The organism is Gibbsiella quercinecans (genome assembly GCF_002291425.1).
In the GTDB taxonomy this organism is placed as follows: domain Bacteria; phylum Pseudomonadota; class Gammaproteobacteria; order Enterobacterales; family Enterobacteriaceae; genus Gibbsiella; species Gibbsiella quercinecans.
The window spans coordinates 1,671,353-1,691,440 of sequence record NZ_CP014136.1; the positions used below are offsets into that span (position 1 = coordinate 1,671,353).

Consider the following 20,088-nt stretch of genomic DNA (forward strand, 5'->3'; position numbering starts at 1 on the left):
GCTCCCTGCCTTATGACTTGCTTGCTAAACGGCCCGGCACCACGGCCTTCCACGCCGTTCACCTGCCAGGCGCCCGTTATGGCGCATGGCTGTTGTCGATCCTAAGCTGATACACCATGGTGGCATTCGGCGGCACTTTCGGCGGGTAGCCGCTCTCGCCGTAGGCCAGCGCCGGCGGTACCACCATCGTTAGGCTGCCATGATTGCGCAGGTGGCCGATCGCCTCGCGGAACAACGGCGGATAAGCAGAAAGCGGCTGCGCCAAGACCTTGCCGCTTAGCTCCATATCCTGCACCACCGCGCCGTCCGTCAGCATCTCTTTGACCACCACTTCAATAATCGCCCCCTCTGCCAGCGGCTCGTCACCGGCGTAATCCACCCGGTACCAGAACCCCATATCGGACTGTTTCACCCCTTTCTGCCCACGGAAATCGGCCACATAGGCTTTGTCTTTCGCCTCCCGTGACTTGACCACCGCATCACGCGCCGCGTTCGCCGCCGCATCGGCTTTCGCCATCAGTGCCGCCAGCTCCGGCTGCGGCAGCGCCGGGTGCCCGGCCACCGTATCCAGCACGCCAGTCAGCAGGATATCTTGATCGACCGTCACCCCCCAGCCCTGGCGTTCCTGCACCAACCCCTGAATGTCTTTCCCCAGGGCGCTGCCCACCGCGTAGGACATGCGCGCACGGTCATCGGTTAACTGTTCCGGCGTGATCTGCCACACCTTGTGTTGGCGCAAAGCGCCAATTTCTTGCCGGGCCACCGCCAACTCTGTTTGCTGCTGCTGTGCCTGAACCTGCTGCGCCTGGCTGGTTTGTTGCGCCTGCGCCAGTTGCGTAGCCAATGTGTCGGCCTGCGCGCGCACTTTTTCCTCGGCCACCCGAGCCTGCGCTGCCCGCTGCTGCGCCTGCTGAATCAAGGCGGCTTTGCGCTGTTCGTCCGGCGTGCCCTGCACCGCCTGGCGCATACCGGCCAACCACTGTTGCAACAGGGCTAAATCGGGTGCATGGGATGGCGGTGCGGCCGGGGCGGCGAGCCGTAAACTGTGCACCTCCTGGCGCAGCGCATTCAGCTCCGCCGTCTGGCGCGCCAATTGTTCATCCCGTTCCCGCAAGGCCTGGCGCAGCGGCAGTACCGTCGCCGCAGGCGCCTGCGGCGCTTTTTTCACCGGCTCGGACGCGCCGTCGGCTGATTTCTTATCAGCACGGCGCGGGTCCGCCGGGGCCGGTTTGGCCGCCGGTGCGGCCTCACTCTGCTGCTGATACTGCTCGGCAAACTGCAACAGAGCAGGGACGCCGCTTTGCGCATCGGCGCCGCAAGGCAACGCCAGCAACGTGGCCAGCAGGGATAGCGTTAGCCGAACCGGGCGTTTCATTTAATCTGTTCCCCGCGCGCCGCCAAACCGGCCAGCACCGCCTGATTCACCTCGGCACACAGGCGATTGACCTTGTAGCGATACAGCGCATCCACTGTGTCCTGCGTATCGCTATTCACCTGGGTGCGCAGCCCCGCATACTGCGAAGCGCCGCTCATCAGGGCATCAAAAGCGCGTTTATTCTGCTGATATTGTTCGGCATTAATGGTGCGCAGCGCGTCCAGCTCTTTCTGGCATTGCTGCAGCCGCTCGGCTTCCCGCTGCTTGCGCTGTTCCTCCGGCGAAGGCGCCTGCACTTCGGCGGTCTTTTCCGGCACAATGCGCTTTTGCACTGGGGCGTTTTTACACCCCACGACGCTTGCCCCTGCCAGGCATAACAGCGCGATCTGTACGCAACGAGATAGATAAGGCTTGATCATGTTGGCTTCCCTTCATTTTTTACGTTATTTCTGCCCGGCGGGCGCATAGAGGCTATATACTCGTCATACTTCAAGTTGCAGGTGTGTTGGCTTGGTTACTCGGCCCGTCCCTGGGCCTCGCCCCTTCGGGGCCGCTGCTAACAGCGTTCAAATCTGCTCCTGGCAGATTTGTCGCTCACCCCAGTCACTTACTCCAGTAAGCTCCTGGGGATTCGCTGCGTTGCCGCCTTCCTGCAACTCGAATTATTTTGGGTATAGCGGATAAAAACGCCGATCCTTTGGAAACAGCAAAGCCGCTTCGCGGCGATAACGTTCCGCCGCCATATTCCGCTGTTGGTGATACAAAATGGCAATCAGGCTGGCGTAGACATTGGCGTCGGTCCGCTGTGCCAAATAGGCCTCGGCCCAGTCGGCATAGTGCCAAAGCAGCGCCTCGTCCCGGGTGCGGTTGTAAACCAGCAGCGCATGGGTTTGCAGATCAAATGCCAGGCGCTCTTGCAACGGCCAGGCGACCACCGGCGGCAAAGCAGCCAGCGGTTCAACATCGCGCAGGCCGCCGCGTTCAACACAGGTCAGCGTCTGCCCGGTATAAAAAGCCGCCAGCATCACCCCAGCGCCGACGGCGAGCACCGATGCCAACCCAGCCTTCAGCGCTACACCGGCCATCAGGGGCAGACGCACCACCCTGCGCTTTCGACAAGTAAGACGATCCAGCGTGGCCAGCAACAGCATGAACAATGCCCAGTGCAACGCCGAAAGATAAAACGGATACTCAAGCTGGGTGTGCATCAGCATAGGTACCATGACCAGGCACAGTGCCGTCGCCTCGCCGGCGTTGGCGCGCCCGGCGACAAACGCCGCCCGATCGTGCTTGACGGCCTGCCGCAACACCCGCGCGCTGGCGGCGATCGCCACTCCCAGACCAAACACCGCGATTAGGCCGCCTTCTACCCACCACAACAAGATTTCATTGTGGGGATGGCGGGCAATTTCCTGCACCTGCGTTGGCGAGGCCTGGTGCACGCGAAAATGCTGAAAGGCGTAATCAAAACTGCCGTAGCCCCAGCCGGCAAAGGGCCGTTCCGCGATCATCCTGAGCGTATCCTGCAGCATCAAAACGCGCGCCAGGTTCGACTGTTCATGGGTCAGATAGCGCAATACGCCGGCGCTTTCCTGCCCCAGCAACACCGCAATCCCCACGCCCACGCCGCCCAACACCAGCGCCGCAGCCGCCGCTGCCTGCCAGCGGTAACGACGGCCAAAGCAGAGCAGGAACCCCAGCGCCGCCAGTGCGCCGCCCAGCCAGCCGGCGCGCGACTGTATCCACACCAACAGCGCCGACAGCAGCACCAGCAACACGCCCAACCCGCCGCGGCGCCAACGTTCCTGTTTCGCCGATTTCAGTGCGTAGCCCGGCAATAAAAACAGCATCAGCGCCAGCGCCAACCCGGTGGCGATAAAGCTGCCCAGCACATTGGGCTGTTGAAACACGCCGAATACCCGCGTCCCGCGCAGCGGCACCCAACTCAATGCGGGCGCGAACAGTTGCAGCAAAGCGATCGCGGCCTGCCCAAGCACCAGCAGCAGCAAGAGCACCATCAGGTGCGCGCGCAGCCGAAACGGCATGCGCACCTGCAGCCATGAAAAGTAAAAGCCCCAACCGGCCAACAGCCCCGCCAGCCGCCAGGCGGCGGTAGAGAAACCGGGCGCATAGCCATAGGCCAAGGGAATAAACAGCAACGCCACGGCAACCAACAAATAGCCGCTGGCCGGCGTCACCACGATGCCGCGCCTTAACGGCAGGCGGCACCAGATAAACAACATCACGCCGGCAAGCGCCGCATAACAGAGGGCATTCACCGGCAAATTGAGGCCAACGCCGCCCATATTGGGGAAATAGCACACCGACAAAGCCAGCAGGCCGATAAAATAAACAACCGACAACCGTTCTATTCGCAACACGCAATCACGCCATAAGAAAAGAAAACCAAACGCCCCTGGGGGACAACACGGTCGGCCAAGGGAAGCAGGCGGCATGGGCCGCCGGAACGCTCGACGGGCGGCTTATTCGTACGCCAGGCTGAACGTCGCAACCGCGCTGAATGTGCCGCGCCCGATCGTTTTGTTGGTGATGGCGTCGGGTTCGCCCTGCACATAGGCCTGCAGCGATATCGTGTTGCTGCCGTCTGTCAGTTGGTATTTACTGGTGGCCTTATTGAGTTGCAGGGCTTGGCCGTCCTGGGTTTCCAGCCCAACGGCGATCCCCGAGGCAGCGCTGCCGCTGTCAACCGCCAGCAGCCCTGGCAAATGGCTGTTCTCTGTGCCGCTAAAGGTGACCGTGACCGTATTCCCCAGGCTGGTATCGCACTCCGTCAGATGCAGCGTGAAAGGCCGGCTGAGAGTGCGCGTGTTCAGATACAGGTATTTGTCGACAATGGTGCCAAAATCCAGCGCAATCTCTTCTTCACCCGGCGGGATCACGCACGGTTCGGCCACCAGCGTGCCGTGGAAATACATATTCTCGCCATTCGCCGCGGCCGCGTGCCCGCTAGCCGCCAGCAGCATTGCAGCGAGCAGGGCCACACCCTGCGGCTTTTTCTTTATCATCAACATAGCGCCGTTCCCTTTATTGCTGCACCCGCATCCTACTCCGGGCGCCTTAGAGCCTATCCCAGTAGGCGTTATTGTCGCAGCCAGTTTGGACACGGACAGCGCGCAGAAACCGGAACGTACACGGAGTACGTGAGGATTTCGAGCACTGCCCAGGGCCAAAATGGCAAGTAAAATAGCCCTAATGGGGTAGGCTCTTAGTCATAATGCAGCCGGAAATCAATCACCGCCTGATAGCGCCCGGGGTTCAACGTCGCCGGCGTGCGTATCGGCGTTACCGTATACGTCAGGGTATTGTTCCCCGGCGTGAGCAGCACCGGTTTGTTACGGGCGCCCAACCGCACCGGCTGCCCGCGGCTATCCGCCAATAGCAGCCCCAACCCGGTTGCGCCAGTCACGCTCACCAGCCCCGGTGCGTCCGCATCCGCGGGGCCGCCGAAGCTGACGGATACCGCCGGCTCGCGGCCGCTCCAGGCCAGTGCGCCCCCCCAGGGATCGCGGTTGCTGGCCGGCGCCCGCAGGCAGTCTTTCAGGCGCAGAACAAATGCCACCGGCGTGCCACGATCGCCGATATGCTGGAATTGCGCCGTGCCGGTCTCCCCTAACCACACCTCCTGGCGCGCGGACTCCATCTCCAGGCCGCAGGCGTTTTCCGTCAGGACGCCGGAAACGTAAAGCACGCCGTTAGCCCCCTGCACGTCCCAGTTATCCACGGCGTGCGCTCGGGGCATCAATATCAGCAACATCCCCACGGCCAAGGGCACCATTAATACTGCCGCCACCATCAGGCTAACCCGCTGGCGCTGATAGTTCCGGTAGGCTTTGCCAGACAATTTTGGGCTATTCCGTCGCATTGTTTTCTCTCCGCTGTCTGTGTCTATTGCCGGGGTTGTCCCTTCCCTGCCGTTTGACATAACGGCACGCCGGGCAGCTTATTTCTTCTCTGGCACAACCTGGCACTCGCTGCCGCCGCAGCGGAACGTCAGCTGCGGCCGGCCGCCATAATCATTGATATAGGTCAGCACCGGGCTGCCGCCCAGCGCCGCGGCGCTGACACTCATCGGCGCACTGCTTTTTGGCGCCACCATCAACGGCGTGAAGCCGTCCAACGCAGTGCCTTGCTTGCGAGTACTGGCTTCCACTATCGTCACGTAGTAAGGGGTTGGGTTGTGCACCACATACCGCTCCCCCTGCTTGCTTAACGTCAGTTTTTCCTGCCACGGCTGCGCATTGCGCACCGGAGCGATCGCATCAGGGCGATAGAACATTTTGATCCGCGTCTGCAGTGCTATCTGCAGCGTGTTTGGCTTATCACTGCGCGGCGGGATCTCACGCAGGTTGAAGTAGTACAGCGTCTCGCGATCCTGCGGCAGCTGTTTTGCCACCGGCAGCGCCTGGATTTTCACCTGGCTGGGCTTGCCCGGCTCCACGCGCTGCACCGGCGGCAACACGGTGAACGGGCTTTGAATTTTGTTGCCCTGTTCATCCTCGATCCACCCCTGCGCCAGATAGGGCAAGTTTTTGTTCTGGTTGCTGATATTCAGGCTCATCGTCTTTTGACTGCCGTCAAAAACCACCCGGGTGCGATCGAGTGCGATCGCCGCCTGCGCCGATTGCGCCAGCATCCCGGCCATCAGCGCGCCGACGGCCGCCAGTTTGAAAATAACGCGCTGTTTCTGTTTGATAAGGTTCTGGTTCATCATCTTCTTCGCAGTGAGTATCCGTTACGCTCAATTAGGATCCACCGGCATCAGGCTCTGTGACGCCGGGGGCATATTGCGCCGGGGCGGCGGACGTTGGTTTCCGCCCCGTGCACCGTTATTGCTGTTGTTCTTTCGCGGCAACCGCAGCGGGCGTTTTAGCGCTATTCAACGGCTGGCAAGGCAGCAGCAGGCTGTTCATCAGCATCTCTGCCGGCAGCGGCGTCGGCATTTGCACCTGGCACTGCGGGCCGCCATTCCAGTGCACCTGCATCACCTCACCCGGGTTAATACCCGACAGGTAAACGGTGCCGCCGTCGTTGATAATCCCCGTTGTCTGTTTGCGCATGTTCATCACCGTGGCGCCGAACGGCGGCTCGCTGCCGTCTGCCAGTTTGATAATCGCCATGGCTTTTTCACCGGCGATGACGTCAAACTGACGATAGCCGATGGCCCCTTCCGTCAGGGTGGCCTGCACCACCGAGCGCGTCGCTTCAACGTTGTCGCCCAGGCGGTTCAAATCGATGCTCGCTTTGTTGCGGTAATAGCTGTTCACATCCGTTATCACCGCTTTGCCAAACCGGTTGGTCATGATCGTGCTGCCGTAGCCACGCACAGGTACGTCAGCCACCCCTTCCGTATCCAGCATCAGCCGGGTGCCGCCCTGGCTGGTAACGCGGTGCAGCGCGGCGCCCTGCGGCGTCATGGTGATGCCGCCCTGTGCCGTCAGCCCCATCGCGCTGTAGCTGCCGCCCTGGTAACTGGCGTTGGCGCTAATCTGTGCCATATCGCCTTCGTGGCTGTAATAACCGCTGGCCGTCGCCCCGCTGCGTGCGCTACCGGCGCTGATCTGGTAGTTATTGTGTTCATCCACCCGGTCGTAGTAGCCAATACGGTGCGTGTTGTCATCGCGGCTTGCCGCCATGTTGTAGCTCAGCGTGCCGCTATTACCCCATGGCACCGACAGCGACAGGTACATGCCGTCGTCGTTGGTGTCGTTGTAGCGTGTGCGATATGCCGACAGCGATACGCTCAGGTTTTTGAAATTACCGACGTCGAAATAGCGCGACACCATCAGGTTGTAACGATCGTTCGCCGCGCGATCCCAATAGGTCTGATGGCTGTAGGTCAGATAGGTGCTCAATCCCCAGTCGCGGAACTGTTTGTTAAAGGTGATGGTATACAGCTCTTTGCTGTTGCCGCTGCGTTCGCCTTCGTAGCGCGCATCCAGGTACTCCGCCATGCTCATGAAGTCTTTCTGTGAGAAGCGGTAGCCGGCGAACGTGATCTGGCTGTCGTATTCGTCAAAGTTTTTTGAATAGCTCAGGCGGTAAGAACCGCCGGTCAGCGTGCCTTGCTGCGGCAAGTCGGCGCGCGACTGCGTGACATCGAACGACAGGGCGCCCAACGCCATCAAATCGCGCCCAAGCCCCACGGACAACGCGTTGTAATCGCCGCCGCCGATGCCGCCGCCGTATAACGACCAACCGTTGCTCACCCCCCAGGAAAACTCCCCGGTGGCGAACAGCGGGCCGCGCGTCCGGTGTTCCCAATCCGACGGTTTACCCATTGCCAGCTTGTAGCGCAGGCTGCCGGGGCGCGTCAGGTAAGGAATGCTCGCGGTGTTCATTTTGAAGGTCTGTACGCTGCCGTCCTGCTCTTCCACCCTGACGTCCAGCTCGCCGGAGACAGCGTCATTAATATCCTGGATCCGGAACGGCCCTGCGGCGACCTGGGTTTCATACAGCACCCGGCCCTGCTGGCTGATCACCACTTTGGCGTTGGTTTTCGCCACGCCGGAAACTTCCGGCGCATAGCCGCGCAGGTTCGGAGGCAGCATGTTGTCATCGGAGCGCAGGCTGGCGCCGGTGAAACGCAGGCTGTCAAACAGATCGGAACTCAGGTAGTCCTCCCCCATCGACATGCGGGCGCGCAGCGCCGGAATGGCCCGATAGGCGTAATAACGGCTCCAGTCGAACTGGCTGTCCGTCGGTTGGCCAGAGCCGGTCTGGTGTGAGAGGTTTGCCTGCCAGTCGGCGCGCAGGCGCCAGGCCCCAAGGTTGGCGCCCGTGGTGCCGTTCCCGCTCAGGCTGTAGCTACCGCTGCCGCCGCTGCGGTGGCGCTGCTGCGTTTGGGCGTTGACGTTGTAATCAAACAGCAACCCCGGGATGCCCTCATCCCAGCGGGAAGGCGGATCCCAGTTCTCGGAGGTGTATTCCAGGTAGGCTTGCGGAATACTCAGGTATAAAGAAGAGGTGCTCAGATCGCCATGCGCTTCCATGCCCGGCAAACTGTGCAGATCCAAACATTGGCCGCCGTGCGTCCAGGCCAGCGTGCTGGTCTGATTTTCCTTCAGCCCCAGTTGATTAACCAACGCTGGCGACAAGCAGACCTCGCTGCCTTTAGGATCGTTTTCCGGCGCAACAAAAGCTACCGGCTGTTCAGGCATATCGCTTTTGTTGACGTGCAACACCATGGTATAGGTGCCGGGCATGATGAAGCCGCTACGGGAGAACTGGCTCAGATCGATATTGTTACGATCGTTGGTGTCCAAAACGTCCGTGTTAAATTGGATCTCGTCAGCAGCATAAACCTGCACTATCGGCTGCCCGAACGCGAGGGCAACGCATAATCCCAGAATATGAAGACGAAATAACTTCCCTGCCGGTGAAAGCATAATACAAATCCTTTCGAAAACGGATTAATCGTCAGTACGCGAGAAAATTAAAAATAATCCAGTTTAAACCGCACCGTGGAGAAATACGTTCCCGCCTTCAACGGCTGATGATTAGGTATCAGCGTCATGAAATAATTCAGCGTCATATTCCCTGGCTCTATTTCTTCCATAGGTAATGGCACTCCGGGAATAACAACATGGCCGTTGTTATCGGTAATTTTCAAGCCGATACCGCGGGCTTCACCCTGCACACCAAATAAATCGCCATCCGCATGGCCATCGAACGTAACCTGGAAATTTTTCCAGTTCGGCTTATTTCCTGCCCGTTCCAACACGCAATTGATCAATTCGATGCTGAAAGGCTTGGTCAAACCCTGGCCATCACGCATGATTTGCCCCACCGGAAGGGTTTCCATATCAATGGTTTGTTCCCGGCTACCGGCAGCGATAGCGCAGGCGGTATCGATAATGGCGCCTTGCATATTGACCCTGCCCCACCCTTGCAGGGCTGGCGCGGCGCCACCCGGGGCAGAGACCAACGCAAGCATCAATATAAAAGGCGTCACGCCTGCCTTACTCCCTTGTAAAAACATCGCGGCATCCCTTATGCAGGTGGTCAACCAGGCTGCGCCCCGTGCAAAACACGGGGCACATGCCTATACCCTTCCTACTTCAAGTTGCAGGTGTGTTGGCTTCCTGCAACTCGAATTATTTTGGGTATATATAGCGGTTATTACTGGTATGCCAGCGTGAAGTCGGCAACGGCAGTAAAGTCACCCGGGACGATGGCGGCGGAAGCACCTTCACCCTGCAGGTACGCGGCGAAGGCCAGCGTGTTGTTGCCGGTGTTCAGCGTCTGTGCAGCAGTCGCCTGGCCCAGTTTAATTTTCTCACCGCCGTAAGTAATACCGATGCCAGCGCCGCTTGCGGTGCCGCCGTTAATACCCAGCAGATCGCTGTTGTTTGGCGATGCTTTACCGGTAAAGGTGGTGGTTACGGTTTTCAGGGTGGTGGTATCACACTGTTCCAGCTTGATTTCGAACGTACGCGGGTTAGATTTGCCGCCATCTTTCAGCGCAACGTTAGAGATCTGGCCCAAATCAACAGTTTGCTTCTCTGAGTCCGGAGAAATTGAGCAAGGGGCATCAATAATGGAACCAGTGAAATACACCTTACCGTTGCCCTGATCGGCTGCGTGAGCAAATGAAGTAGCACCCATTGCCATCACAGCGGCCATCATGATTTTGTTCAGTTTCATAGAACCTATATTCCTTATAAGAAAAAGCTGGTTTCCAATAAAGGTAAGAGCATGGCGCATGTATATACACCGCGATCGCTGCTCTTATTCTTTAGTACATTGAAGATGAGTCACTGCCAAAACAAAAGGGGACATTAAAAAATCCAGATACCATCCATGATGGTATTAAGACTATGAAATCAATTAATTAAAATGGATTTGAAAAGCAAGGCGGTTGAATAATCCTTTATGATTCAAAATCCTTTTTCATCCCAATCTCTCCCCTTGATTGGCAAATGAGATTCTTACAAAAGGCCAACTTTAAAAAAAGCTTTTTTTGCAAAAGTGGCGATATTCACATTTTTTTCCTTTAGCGGAGTAGTTTAATGTTTCTTTTTAGAGACATAGATCGTAAAAAAATTAAAATCAAAATAATATTCTGTTTTTTCAGTTATCACATCAAATAAGATCCACAAAGAAGCTGTTAGGTAATACAATAAACCAAGTTGACGAAAAGGGACTCAATGGCCTAAACGGCCAAAATCCATAGGAAATACTCTCAGGGAGCTGATTACGTCAATCATCAGCAATAGTCACTCTTTTGCTTTTCTTACCGTTTTAGACGAAAAACGGAGCCGCCATGAAAAATACGATAGCCGGCGGCAACAGCAAAAGAACAGCGAGGAATGGAGAAGCGAATGGACGATCTATCCCCCAAAAGGAAGGAAACTCAGCAATTGTGCCAAACGCTGCATCAGGCGTTATTATTACTGTCGCCACGCCCCCTTAAAAGTGGGGAACTCCCTCCCCAAGAACAATGGCTGACAACCCGCAGGCTGGCGGAAGTCATCAATGAAGGCGTATACCGCGCGCGAACGTTATTGCTGAAAATGGTTGAACTCGGCGACGTGTTGGTTTCATCCGGCCCGGTGAAAAATTCCTTGCGTTGGTATCCCACTGCCTTGGCTAATAGTTATCACAGCAGAACGTACCGCATTGCTCCCCAAAAATCATCCATAAGAAGAATCCATCACGTTCTACGCTAGAACCCGGCTATAAATGAGCGAAACACAATACTCCTTTATGGTTAAAAATGGATATATTTTAAGGGCATTTTTTTAATGGTGAGTAAATATTTCAAATTATTACATTTACCTCTAATAACGATTTGCGGGCAAATCATTATTGCCCATAGCGTTATATGTAACCCTAACCAATGCTAACCCGAATTGACGCATTCTTAACCCTTGAACGCGCGCCGTTCGAAAGGACATATTAATCACTTACTATTGAGATATTACGGTGAGAAAAAAAATCTTTTATAGCCTGCTCGCCTGCTGCGCTTTTTTGCTGGCGAACAATGCGCACGCTTTCACCTGCCGAACCTCTGACGGCGGCGTTATTTCCCCAGGCGGGTCAACCACGCCGGTAAATGTCAGGGTGCGTATCGGCCCAAATCTTCAATACGGCAAAAACGAAATCGTCAACGTTAGCCAGGTCACCTGTACCAACGACGTCGCTTCATGGACGGACTACCTGAAAACCGACTCCTCGGCCCTGTCGCTCAACACCGCTCTATTTGGCAGTATTGGCTTTGGCGCAACCATTAACGGCACGGACTACACCGCGCCGGTTCCGGGCGGCATTAGTATCATGACGCTGACCAACAAGGCCTCGCAAACCGTGACCCTGCGCGTATATATCGTGCTGAACAAGGCACCCACGCGGGATATCAAAATCAGCCAAGGCGATATCATTGGGCAAATCAACTTTGTGCAAACCAATGACCGGGCCGGCTGCCCGCAGTGCGGCCCTTATCGCTGGCAGTTGATCGCCGATAACGATGCCTACTTCGTTACCACCAGTTGCACGATCAACAATAACCAGCAAATCAACGTCGATTTTAACCAGATCCGGCAGGATTACCTGACCCAGACGATCGCCGACGCCCAGATTAAACAAGACAAGGCGCTGACCTATCAGTGCGAGGATCTCACCGCCACGCAGGATGTGCAGATCCGCCTGGTCAGCGATGCGGCGCCGTTTTCATCCAGCTATATCAAAACCACCAATGCGAACGTCGGCGTCGCCCTGGTCTATAACAATCAGGTGATTAGCCCCAACAACACCTTCAGCACCCGTGTCACCAATGGCGTCGGCAACGATACCGTGACCTTTGTCCCGGTGAAAAACAATGTCGCTTACAGCGACATCGCAACAGGTCCGTTTACCGGATCGGCAACGCTGATTTTCAGCGCACCTTAAGCCAGGGGGAGATATGTTCAACAGTGGCCGCAGGTTATTCTATTTTTTGTTCGTCTCTGTGCCTTTTTCCAGCGTTGCCGTGGCGGCTGATAATCAGGGCACGCCGATTGTCATATCAGGCACCGTGGTGGCGCCGCCGCCTTGCGTGATTAATGAAGATCGCACCATCGACGTGGAATTCGGCACTGTTGGGGTCAATAAAATCGATGGCAACCGTTACATGCAACGGCTGAATTACACGGTGAAATGTGAATTTCTGGACAGCAGTAAACAGCTGCAGATGAAAATCGTCGGTAGCGTGACCTCGTTTGATGCATCGGCAATCACCACCAACGTGACGGGGCTGGGCATCCGGCTGTTAGCTAATGGGAACGCCCTGACCATCAATTCCCCCTTTAATATTGATTACACCAATCTGCCCGCGCTGGACGCGGTGCCGGTGAAAAGCACCACCGCCACCCTGGCCGAAGGGGAGTTCACCAGCGGCGCCACCATGCTGGTGGACTATTTTTAACCCACGGTTTTGCCCCATTCCCGGCCGCAGGTATCGTCAGGCGGCCGGGTTGTCTACCGCCACGCTTCACTTCCCCATTTGATGGCGTGCACACTTTTTCGCCTTCAAATGGTGCACATCCCCCAGATTAGCGCACTGCCATAGGGGAACCCACGCAGCCAAACGACACGGTATCTTGCTCAACGGCACCGTTAAGCTCGCCTTTCTGCCCTATCGCCCAGCCACCAGCATGCAAAAATAAAGCAGGCCACGCCGCCGGTTTCTTTTTTTTAGAAAGCTGGAAGCGAAAATCAGTAAGGATTTCCGCCGGCGATTGGCGCAACTCTTGCACCCTTCTGTTCCCTCAGTTCTATGCACCCTTTTAATTCTTTCATCATTTAATCGTATGGAGAATGGCATGACGTATTCCCTGGCAAGACTGATACAAAAAAGCGCTTTATTTGCATTGGTAATTGGATACGCCGCGTCCAGCTATGCGGGGAAAGCGAATGATACCCTGGTGTATGCTTCGGATAATGAGGTTGAGAACGTCAGCCCATACCACAATAACCTGCGCGAAGGCGTGATCATCACGCACCTTGTGTGGGATACGCTGATTTTCCGCGATCCGAAAACCGGGGAATACAAACCGGAGCTCGCCACCGACTGGAAGTGGGAATCGCCGGTGACGCTGCTGATTCATTTGCGCAAAGGGATTAAATTCCATAACGGCGACGATTTCACCGCCGACGACGTGGTTTATACCTTCAACCACATCGCCGGCGACAACACCGGTTCCGTTATGCCGCAGAGCGTCAACTGGATCCAGACAACGGAAAAAGTCGATGACTACACGGTAAAACTGCATCTGCACAAACCGTTCCCGGCGGCATTGGAATATCTTTCCGGGCCGACGCCAATCTACCCGGCCAACTATTTCCAGCGTGTGAAACTGGCTGGCTTCAGCAAAGCGCCTATCGGCACCGGCCCTTACAAGATTACGCAGGTCACGCCGGGCCAGGGCATCAACATGGAAAAGAACCCGGACTATTTTGCACAAAGCCCCGTCGGGCAACCGAAGATCGGCAAACTGCAGTTTGTAGTGATTCGGGATCCGGAAACCCGGCTGGCGCAGTTGATGACCGGCCAGGTGGACTGGATCTGGCGGGTGCCGGCCGATCAGCTCACCATGCTGGAAACCATGCCGAACGTCACGGTTAAAAGCGGCGAAACCATGCGCATCGGCTTTCTGGCGCTGAATCCGCAGGCCAAAGGCCCGGGGGGCGAACCCTTTAAAGACGTGCGCGTGCGCCAGGCGGTGAACTACGCCATCAACCGTGAGGGCATGGTCAAAAACCTGGTGCGCGGCGGCAGCCAGCCGGTTTATTCCGCCTGCTTCCATACCCAAACCGCCTGCGACACCAGCAAGGTGGTGAAGTATCAATACGATCCGGAAAAAGCCAAGAAACTGTTGGCGGAAGCCGGCTACCCCAACGGCTTTGATACCGATATCTGGGCCTACCGCGAGCGCGACTATGCCGAAGCGATCATCGGCGATCTGCGCAAAGTCGGGATCCGCGCCCGTTTGCACTACGTCCAGTATTCCGTACTGGCCGCCGATCTGATTTCCGGCAAGGCGCCAATGGCCATCCGCACCTGGGGATCGTTCTCGATCAACGACGCCTCCGCCTTTACCTCACCGTACTTCGGCGGCAAAGGCGACGACATCTGGAAAGATCAGCAGGTGACCAGCACGCTGGCCAAAGCCGACGAAACCATCGACGCCCAACAGCGCAGCGCATTGTACGCAGACGCGCTGGGCAGGATCTCGTCGCAGGCTTATCTGGCGCCGCTGTTCTCCTATTCGACGAACTATGCCTTCACCGCTGATTTGAATTTTGACGATTGGCCGGATGAGCTGCCGCGCTTTGCAATGGCCAGTTGGAAATAAATCGCGCAGGGGGCGCCGCCGGTTTCCCCCCGCCACGTTGGCAATAATCAGGAACAGCTCATGGTTATTTATATCTTACATCGGCTTCTCGTGGCGCTGGCGGTGCTGTTCACCGTCGCCGTCGTCAGCTTTTCGCTGTTGCACCTTTCCGGCGATTTGGCCGCGGCGATCGCCGGGCCGGACGCCTCGGCCGAAGTGGTTGCCCGCATCCGCGTGCAATACGGGCTGGATCAACCGCTGTACACCCAGTTTCTGCACTGGCTGTGGGGAGCGCTGCACCTGGATTTCGGACGCTCTTTCTATTTTGAAAACACCGTGATGGAGCTGATCGGCCAGCGGATGCCAATCACCCTGAACCTCGGCGTGCTTTCGCTGGGCATCGCCTTGCTGGTAGCCATTCCGCTTGGCGTGCTGGCGGCGGTTTTCCGCGATAGCTGGATCGACCGCTGCTCGATTTTCATCGCGGTTATCGGCCAGGCCATGCCGAACTTCTGGTTTGCGCTGATTTTGATTCTGATTTTCGCCGTCGAGCTGAAATGGCTGCCGGTCGCCGGCAACGGCAGTTGGCAAAACTTTGTGTTGCCCGCCATCGCCCTCGGCTACTACGCCATGCCGTCGCTGATGCGCCTGACCCGCTCCGGCATGCTGGATGTGCTGGGTTCGGACTATATCCGCACCGCCAAAGCCAAAGGGCTTAGTGCGTTTCAGGTGATCGTCAAACACGGCCTGCGCAACGCCATTATCCCAGTGGTGGCGCTGGCGACGGTCGAGCTGGGCTTTATGCTCGGCGGCTCGGTGGTGATCGAATCCGTTTTTGCCCTGCAGGGGTTGGGCCAGCTGGCCTGGGATTCCATCTCGCGCAACGATTTTCCTGTGGTACAGGCCATCGTGCTGATTATTGCCGTGTTCTACATCGGGCTGACGTTTATAGCCGATGTGCTCAATGCGGCGCTGGATCCACGTCTACGGACCAAATAAAGGGGCGGCCATGAAAACCTCGTTATCTCTCTCTTCCGCGCCACTCGGCAATACGCCGGCGGCCGATCCCGGCTCGCTGTTGCCGGAACCCACCGCCTGGCGCAAATGGTTGGGAAAAATCTTCGGCCATCGCAGTATGACGATCGGCCTGGTGATCCTGGGGGTGATTGTCATCGCCGCGATTCTGGCGCCGCTCATCAGCCCGCACGATCCCTACGCGCAAGATATCAGCCAACGGTTGATCCCACCGGTCTGGCAGGAAAGAGGCAGCTGGGAACATATTCTCGGCACCGACAAACTGGGGCGTGACTACCTAAGCCGCCTGCTATACGGCGCGCAGGTTTCGTTGATCATCGGCCTGGTTTCCGTGCTGGTGGCCGGCGGCATCGGCATAACACTCGGGGTACTGGCCGGCTACTTCGGCGGCCGGGTGGATGCCGTGGTCAGCTATATCCTGACCGTGCGCCTGTCCATGCCGGTGATCCTGGTGGCCCTGGCGACGGCCTCGCTGATGGGCGGCTCGGTGAAAGTGGTGATCCTGCTGTTGGGGCTATTATTGTGGGATCGTTTTCTGATCGTCTCGCGCTCCGTCACCCGCCAACTGCGCGAAGCGGAGTTTATCGCCGCCGCCCAAACGCTCGGCGCCTCTTCGCTGTTCATCATGCTGCGCGAGATCCTGCCCAACCTGCTCGGGCCGCTGACCGTCGTCGCCACGCTTGAAATCGCCCATGCCATTTTGCTGGAGGCCACGCTGTCCTTTTTAGGGCTTGGCGTGCAGCCGCCGATGCCGTCCTGGGGGCTGATGATCGCCGAAGGCAAAGCCTACATGTTCTTTATGCCGTGGGTGATTTTGATCCCCGGCTGCGCGCTCGCCATCCTGGTGTTGGGCATCAATCTGGTGGGGGACGGCCTGCGCGACATCACCGCGCTGGACGGACGTAACTGAGGAAAAACGCCATGAATAATGACATGTTGCTCGATGTTAAAGGGCTGAAGGTGGACATTCCAACCGCGCGCGGGATGCTACACGCGGTGCGCGGCATCGACTTTTCCGTGCGGCGTGGCGAAATGCTGTGCCTGGTGGGCGAATCCGGCTGCGGTAAATCCATGACTTCGCTGGCATTGATGGATCTTCTGCCGGCGAAGGCCATCAGAACGGCGGAGCGGATGCAGTTCAAGGGCGCGGAACTGCAAACGCTGAAAAAGCGCGAAATCGCAGCGTTACGCGGCGATCAGATGTCGATGATTTTCCAGGAGCCGATGACGTCGCTGAATCCCTCTTTTACGCTGGGCAATCAGCTATGCGAAACCCTGCGCGCACATCGGAAAGTGTCGCACGCGGTTGCCCGCGATCGCGCGGTTTACCTGATGGAACGGGTTGGCATCCCGATGGCGGCCGATCGCCTGAACCAATATCCCCACCAGCTCTCCGGCGGCCTGCGCCAGCGCATCATGATCGCCATGGCCCTGATGTGCGAGCCGGATCTGATCATCGCCGATGAGCCCACCACCGCGCTGGACGTGACGATCCAGGCGCAGATCCTGCGCATGCTGCGCGAACTGCAGCAGGAAATGGGCACCGCCATTATTTTCATTACGCACGATCTGGGCGTTGTGGCGCGGATCGCCGATCGGGTCGCCGTTATGTACGCCGGCCAAATCGTGGAAACCGGCTCGGTGATGACGCTCTTCAACCAACCGCGCCACCCGTATACCCGCGGCCTGCTTGACTGCATTCCCATTCAGGGGAAAACCGTGCCGGGGCAACCGTTGCGGGCGATCCCCGGCGTCGTGCCCAGCCTGATCGGCGCCCAACGCGGCTGCGCATTCAGTAACCGCTGCGGGCAATGCAGCACCGCCTGCAGCCAGGAAACGACGCCCTATGTCAATGTTAGCGCGCACCATGCGGTGCGCTGCGTTCAGGTGGCCCGCGAACTGGAGGGAATATGAATACCACGATAATCCCTTCCGCGTTGCCGACCCACATCGCCGGCAACGAGGATATTGCGCTGGAGCTTTGCGCCCTGACGCAGGTCTATCGTCTGAACCGTGGGCTGTTCGCCCGCCCGGGCGAGATCCGGGCGGTCAATAACGTCTCCCTGCGGGTACGCCGGGGCGAAACCCTTGGCCTGGTCGGCGAATCCGGCTGCGGGAAAAGCACGCTGGCCAAAATGCTACTCGGGTTGCTGAAACCGACATCCGGCAACGTGCTGATCGAAGGCAAAGAAATCGACGCCACCAATCGCAAAGCGATGGCCGCGCGCATCCAGCCGATCTTTCAAGACCCTTACTCGTCGCTGAACCCGCGCCGCACCATCGCAGACATTGTGGAAGTGGCCCTGCGGCTACATGGCATCGGCACGCCGGCGGAGCGCAAAGCCCGGGTAAAAGAGATGCTGGACGTGGTCGGTATGCCGGCGCGCACCCACGCCCAATACCCCAACCAACTCTCCGGCGGCCAACGCCAACGGGTGGCGATCGCCCGGGCGCTGATTATGCGCCCCGACATCTTGATATGTGATGAACCGACATCCGCCCTGGATGTTTCCGTCCAGGCGCAAATCCTGAACCTGCTGCTGGCGCTGAAAAAGGAGTTTGGCCTGACTTACCTGCTCATCAGCCACAACCTGTCGGTGGTGGAGCACCTGGTCGATCACGTCGCGGTGATGCAAAAGGGCACGATTGTGGAACAGGGCACGCGCGAGCACATCTTCCACTCGGCGCAGCATCCCTACACCCGGATGTTGCTGGCCTCGGTGCTCACACCGGAAGCCGCGCTGGGCATTCCGGACATTACGGCGCACTGAAACGGCCAGTGCCATTAGCGCAGTAAGACAAGCACTCATTATTTGATGTAGAGGACACACTGTATATGACGCGTGAAGAGACGATCCAGGCGACGATTGATGACTTTCAGTCAGGGAAATTCCGTGAGGTTTTGGCACGCCGGGTAGCCTACCGCACGGTCAGTAAGGGCGGCGACCATGGGCCGGTGTTGCTGGCCTATTTGCAGGACGAAATGATCCCCACCCTACAGGGTATGGGGTTCGAATGCCTGATTGCAGCAAACCCGATCGCCGGCAAAAGCCCGTTCCTGCTGGCGCGGCGCATCGAGCCGGACGCGCAGCTGACGTTGCTAACCTATGGCCACGGCGACGTGGTGCCGGGCAATGATGAACAATGGCGCGCCGGGATATCGCCCTGGGAAGTGACCGAAGACGGCAATACCTGGTACGGCCGCGGTACTGCGGATAATAAGGGGCAGCACAGCATAAACCTGGCGGCGCTGGAGCAAGTGCTGAAAGCGCGCAATAACCGCTTGGGCTATAACGTAAAAATCATTCTTGAGATGGGCGAAGAAGACGGTTCGCCAGGACTGGACGCCATCTGCCGGCAATACCGCGAGTGGCTGGCCGCCGATCTGTTTATCGCCTCCGACGGCCCGCGAATTACGGCGGCGCGCCCAACGCTGTTTTTAGGTTCCCGCGGGGTATTCAATTTTGAATTGGCGCTGAATCCGCGCCAGGGGTTCCACCACTCCGGCAACTGGGGTGGCCTGTTGAGCAACCCGGGGATCCGCCTGGCGCATGCGCTGGCGACCATGGTGGACGCCCACGGGCGGATCCTGGTGCCGGGCCTGCGCCCACCGGCGATTACCGCCACCATGCGGCAGATCCTGGCCGATATTGAGCTGGGCGGCGGCCCAACCGATCCGGCTATCGATCCGCAATGGGGGGAAAACGGCCTGACCGCGGCGGAAAAACTCTATAGCTGGAACACGCTGGACGTGCTGGCGTTTGTGACCGGCGATCCGGATAAACCAATGCACGCGATTCCGCCGGAAGCCCGGGCCCACTGCCATATGCGCTACGTGGTGGGCAGCGATGTCGACCAGTTTTCCCGGCATATCCGCAACCACCTGGACGCCAACGGCTTTGAAGACGTAGAACTGGTTAACGCCGTCAGTAGTTATGAGGCTACCCGGCTTGATCCCAACGATCTGTGGGTGGAATGGGGGAAAGCGTCGATCGCCCAGTCGGTGGGCCTCAACGCCGCCGTGCTGCCCAATTTCGGCGGCGGATTACCCAACGCCTGCTTCTCACAAACGCTGGGGCTGCCGACGCTTTGGGTTCCCCACTCTTACCCGGCCTGCGCGCAACATGCGCCGAATGAGCACATTCTGGCGGATGTGACGCTGGAAGCGCTGAAGATCATGACCGGCTTGTTCTGGGATCTGGCCGAGCAAGGCAGCAACATCGTCCGCCTGCGCGCCCGGCAGGAAAGCCCCCCGGTAGAGCGCGTATAGCCCGCGCCAGGCACGGGGCATTCACCGGATGTGCGGGATGTACGTATGCGCCTGCTCTCATTTAAGATGGAAACTAT

Annotated in this window: 19 protein-coding genes; 9 read left to right on the top strand and 10 right to left on the bottom strand. The window is 58.1% G+C overall.

The genetic code is table 11. The annotated features are described in order from the left end of the window. Positions 1-76: 76 nt before the first annotated feature. The 9 genes from ACN28Q_RS07755 to ACN28Q_RS07795 form a co-directional block, all read right to left on the bottom strand. Positions 77-1,375: an FKBP-type peptidyl-prolyl cis-trans isomerase N-terminal domain-containing protein gene (locus ACN28Q_RS07755; protein WP_095845819.1), complete on the bottom strand. Its 1,299-nt coding sequence runs from the start codon at positions 1,373-1,375 to the stop codon at positions 77-79. Further along, positions 1,372-1,794, bottom strand: a complete 423-nt coding sequence (locus ACN28Q_RS07760) for a YuaE family lipoprotein (protein ID WP_095845820.1) — start codon at positions 1,792-1,794, stop codon at positions 1,372-1,374. Before ACN28Q_RS07760 ends, ACN28Q_RS07755 begins: the two co-directional genes overlap by 4 nt. A 243-nt stretch (positions 1,795-2,037) precedes the next feature. Further along, positions 2,038-3,756: a PglL family O-oligosaccharyltransferase gene (locus ACN28Q_RS07765; protein ID WP_329957325.1), complete on the bottom strand. Its 1,719-nt coding sequence runs from the start codon at positions 3,754-3,756 to the stop codon at positions 2,038-2,040. Positions 3,757-3,858: 102 nt separating this feature from the next. Beyond that, positions 3,859-4,407 (bottom strand): fimbrial protein, encoded by a 549-nt coding sequence (locus ACN28Q_RS07770; protein ID WP_095845822.1) that lies wholly within the window; start codon positions 4,405-4,407, stop codon positions 3,859-3,861. 194 nt (positions 4,408-4,601) lie between these two features. Beyond that, positions 4,602-5,258, bottom strand: a complete 657-nt coding sequence (locus ACN28Q_RS07775) for a fimbrial protein (RefSeq protein WP_095845823.1) — start codon at positions 5,256-5,258, stop codon at positions 4,602-4,604. A 78-nt stretch (positions 5,259-5,336) separates the two neighbouring features. Beyond that, positions 5,337-6,104, bottom strand: coding sequence for a fimbria/pilus periplasmic chaperone (locus ACN28Q_RS07780; RefSeq protein WP_413541198.1), 768 nt, complete (start codon positions 6,102-6,104; stop codon positions 5,337-5,339). 118 nt (positions 6,105-6,222) lie between these two features. After that, positions 6,223-8,781 carry an outer membrane usher protein gene (locus ACN28Q_RS07785; RefSeq protein WP_095845825.1) on the bottom strand — a complete coding sequence of 853 codons (2,559 nt, stop codon included), beginning with the start codon at positions 8,779-8,781 and terminating at the stop codon, positions 6,223-6,225. Positions 8,782-8,828: 47 nt separating this feature from the next. Next, positions 8,829-9,374 carry a fimbrial protein gene (locus ACN28Q_RS07790; RefSeq protein WP_095845826.1) on the bottom strand — a complete coding sequence of 182 codons (546 nt, stop codon included), beginning with the start codon at positions 9,372-9,374 and terminating at the stop codon, positions 8,829-8,831. Positions 9,375-9,514: 140 nt separating this feature from the next. Beyond that, entirely contained in the window at positions 9,515-10,039 is a 525-nt protein-coding gene (locus ACN28Q_RS07795) for a fimbrial protein (protein WP_095845827.1), read from the bottom strand. A 677-nt stretch (positions 10,040-10,716) separates the two neighbouring features. On the opposite strand from ACN28Q_RS07795, the gene ACN28Q_RS07800 reads away from it, so the two are divergent. The 3 genes from ACN28Q_RS07800 to ACN28Q_RS07810 all read left to right on the top strand — a co-directional run bounded on the left by ACN28Q_RS07800 (position 10,717) and on the right by ACN28Q_RS07810 (position 12,797). Beyond that, positions 10,717-11,064, top strand: coding sequence for a hypothetical protein (locus ACN28Q_RS07800; protein WP_183096686.1), 348 nt, complete (start codon positions 10,717-10,719; stop codon positions 11,062-11,064). Between the two features lie 256 nt (positions 11,065-11,320). Next, positions 11,321-12,283, top strand: a complete 963-nt coding sequence (locus ACN28Q_RS07805; protein WP_230469457.1) for a fimbrial protein — start codon at positions 11,321-11,323, stop codon at positions 12,281-12,283. A gap of 13 nt (positions 12,284-12,296) precedes the next feature. Further along, on the top strand, positions 12,297-12,797 hold the full coding sequence (locus ACN28Q_RS07810) for a fimbrial protein (protein ID WP_095845828.1): 501 nt from the start codon (positions 12,297-12,299) through the stop codon (positions 12,795-12,797). 127 nt (positions 12,798-12,924) lie between these two features. Here the strand turns inward: ACN28Q_RS07810 and ACN28Q_RS07815 are convergent, their stop codons facing one another. Next, positions 12,925-13,128 (bottom strand): hypothetical protein, encoded by a 204-nt coding sequence (locus tag ACN28Q_RS07815; RefSeq protein WP_095845829.1) that lies wholly within the window; start codon positions 13,126-13,128, stop codon positions 12,925-12,927. Between the two features lie 66 nt (positions 13,129-13,194). Between ACN28Q_RS07815 and ACN28Q_RS07820 the strand changes: the two genes are divergently transcribed. From ACN28Q_RS07820 to ACN28Q_RS07845, 6 genes are all read left to right on the top strand, one after another. Beyond that, positions 13,195-14,727 (top strand): ABC transporter substrate-binding protein, encoded by a 1,533-nt coding sequence (locus tag ACN28Q_RS07820; protein ID WP_095845830.1) that lies wholly within the window; start codon positions 13,195-13,197, stop codon positions 14,725-14,727. Positions 14,728-14,787: 60 nt separating this feature from the next. Continuing rightward, positions 14,788-15,705, top strand: a complete 918-nt coding sequence (locus ACN28Q_RS07825) for an ABC transporter permease (RefSeq protein WP_095845831.1) — start codon at positions 14,788-14,790, stop codon at positions 15,703-15,705. Positions 15,706-15,715: 10 nt separating this feature from the next. After that, complete coding sequence (locus tag ACN28Q_RS07830) at positions 15,716-16,651, top strand: ABC transporter permease (RefSeq protein ID WP_095845832.1); 936 nt, start codon at positions 15,716-15,718, stop codon at positions 16,649-16,651. A gap of 11 nt (positions 16,652-16,662) precedes the next feature. Then, positions 16,663-17,655, top strand: coding sequence for an ABC transporter ATP-binding protein (locus tag ACN28Q_RS07835; protein ID WP_095845833.1), 993 nt, complete (start codon positions 16,663-16,665; stop codon positions 17,653-17,655). Beyond that, complete coding sequence (locus ACN28Q_RS07840) at positions 17,652-18,512, top strand: ATP-binding cassette domain-containing protein (protein ID WP_095845834.1); 861 nt, start codon at positions 17,652-17,654, stop codon at positions 18,510-18,512. Before ACN28Q_RS07835 ends, ACN28Q_RS07840 begins: the two co-directional genes overlap by 4 nt. A 65-nt stretch (positions 18,513-18,577) precedes the next feature. Continuing rightward, positions 18,578-20,011: a M20 family metallopeptidase gene (locus ACN28Q_RS07845; RefSeq protein ID WP_095845835.1), complete on the top strand. Its 1,434-nt coding sequence runs from the start codon at positions 18,578-18,580 to the stop codon at positions 20,009-20,011. Positions 20,012-20,088: the final 77 nt, after the last annotated feature.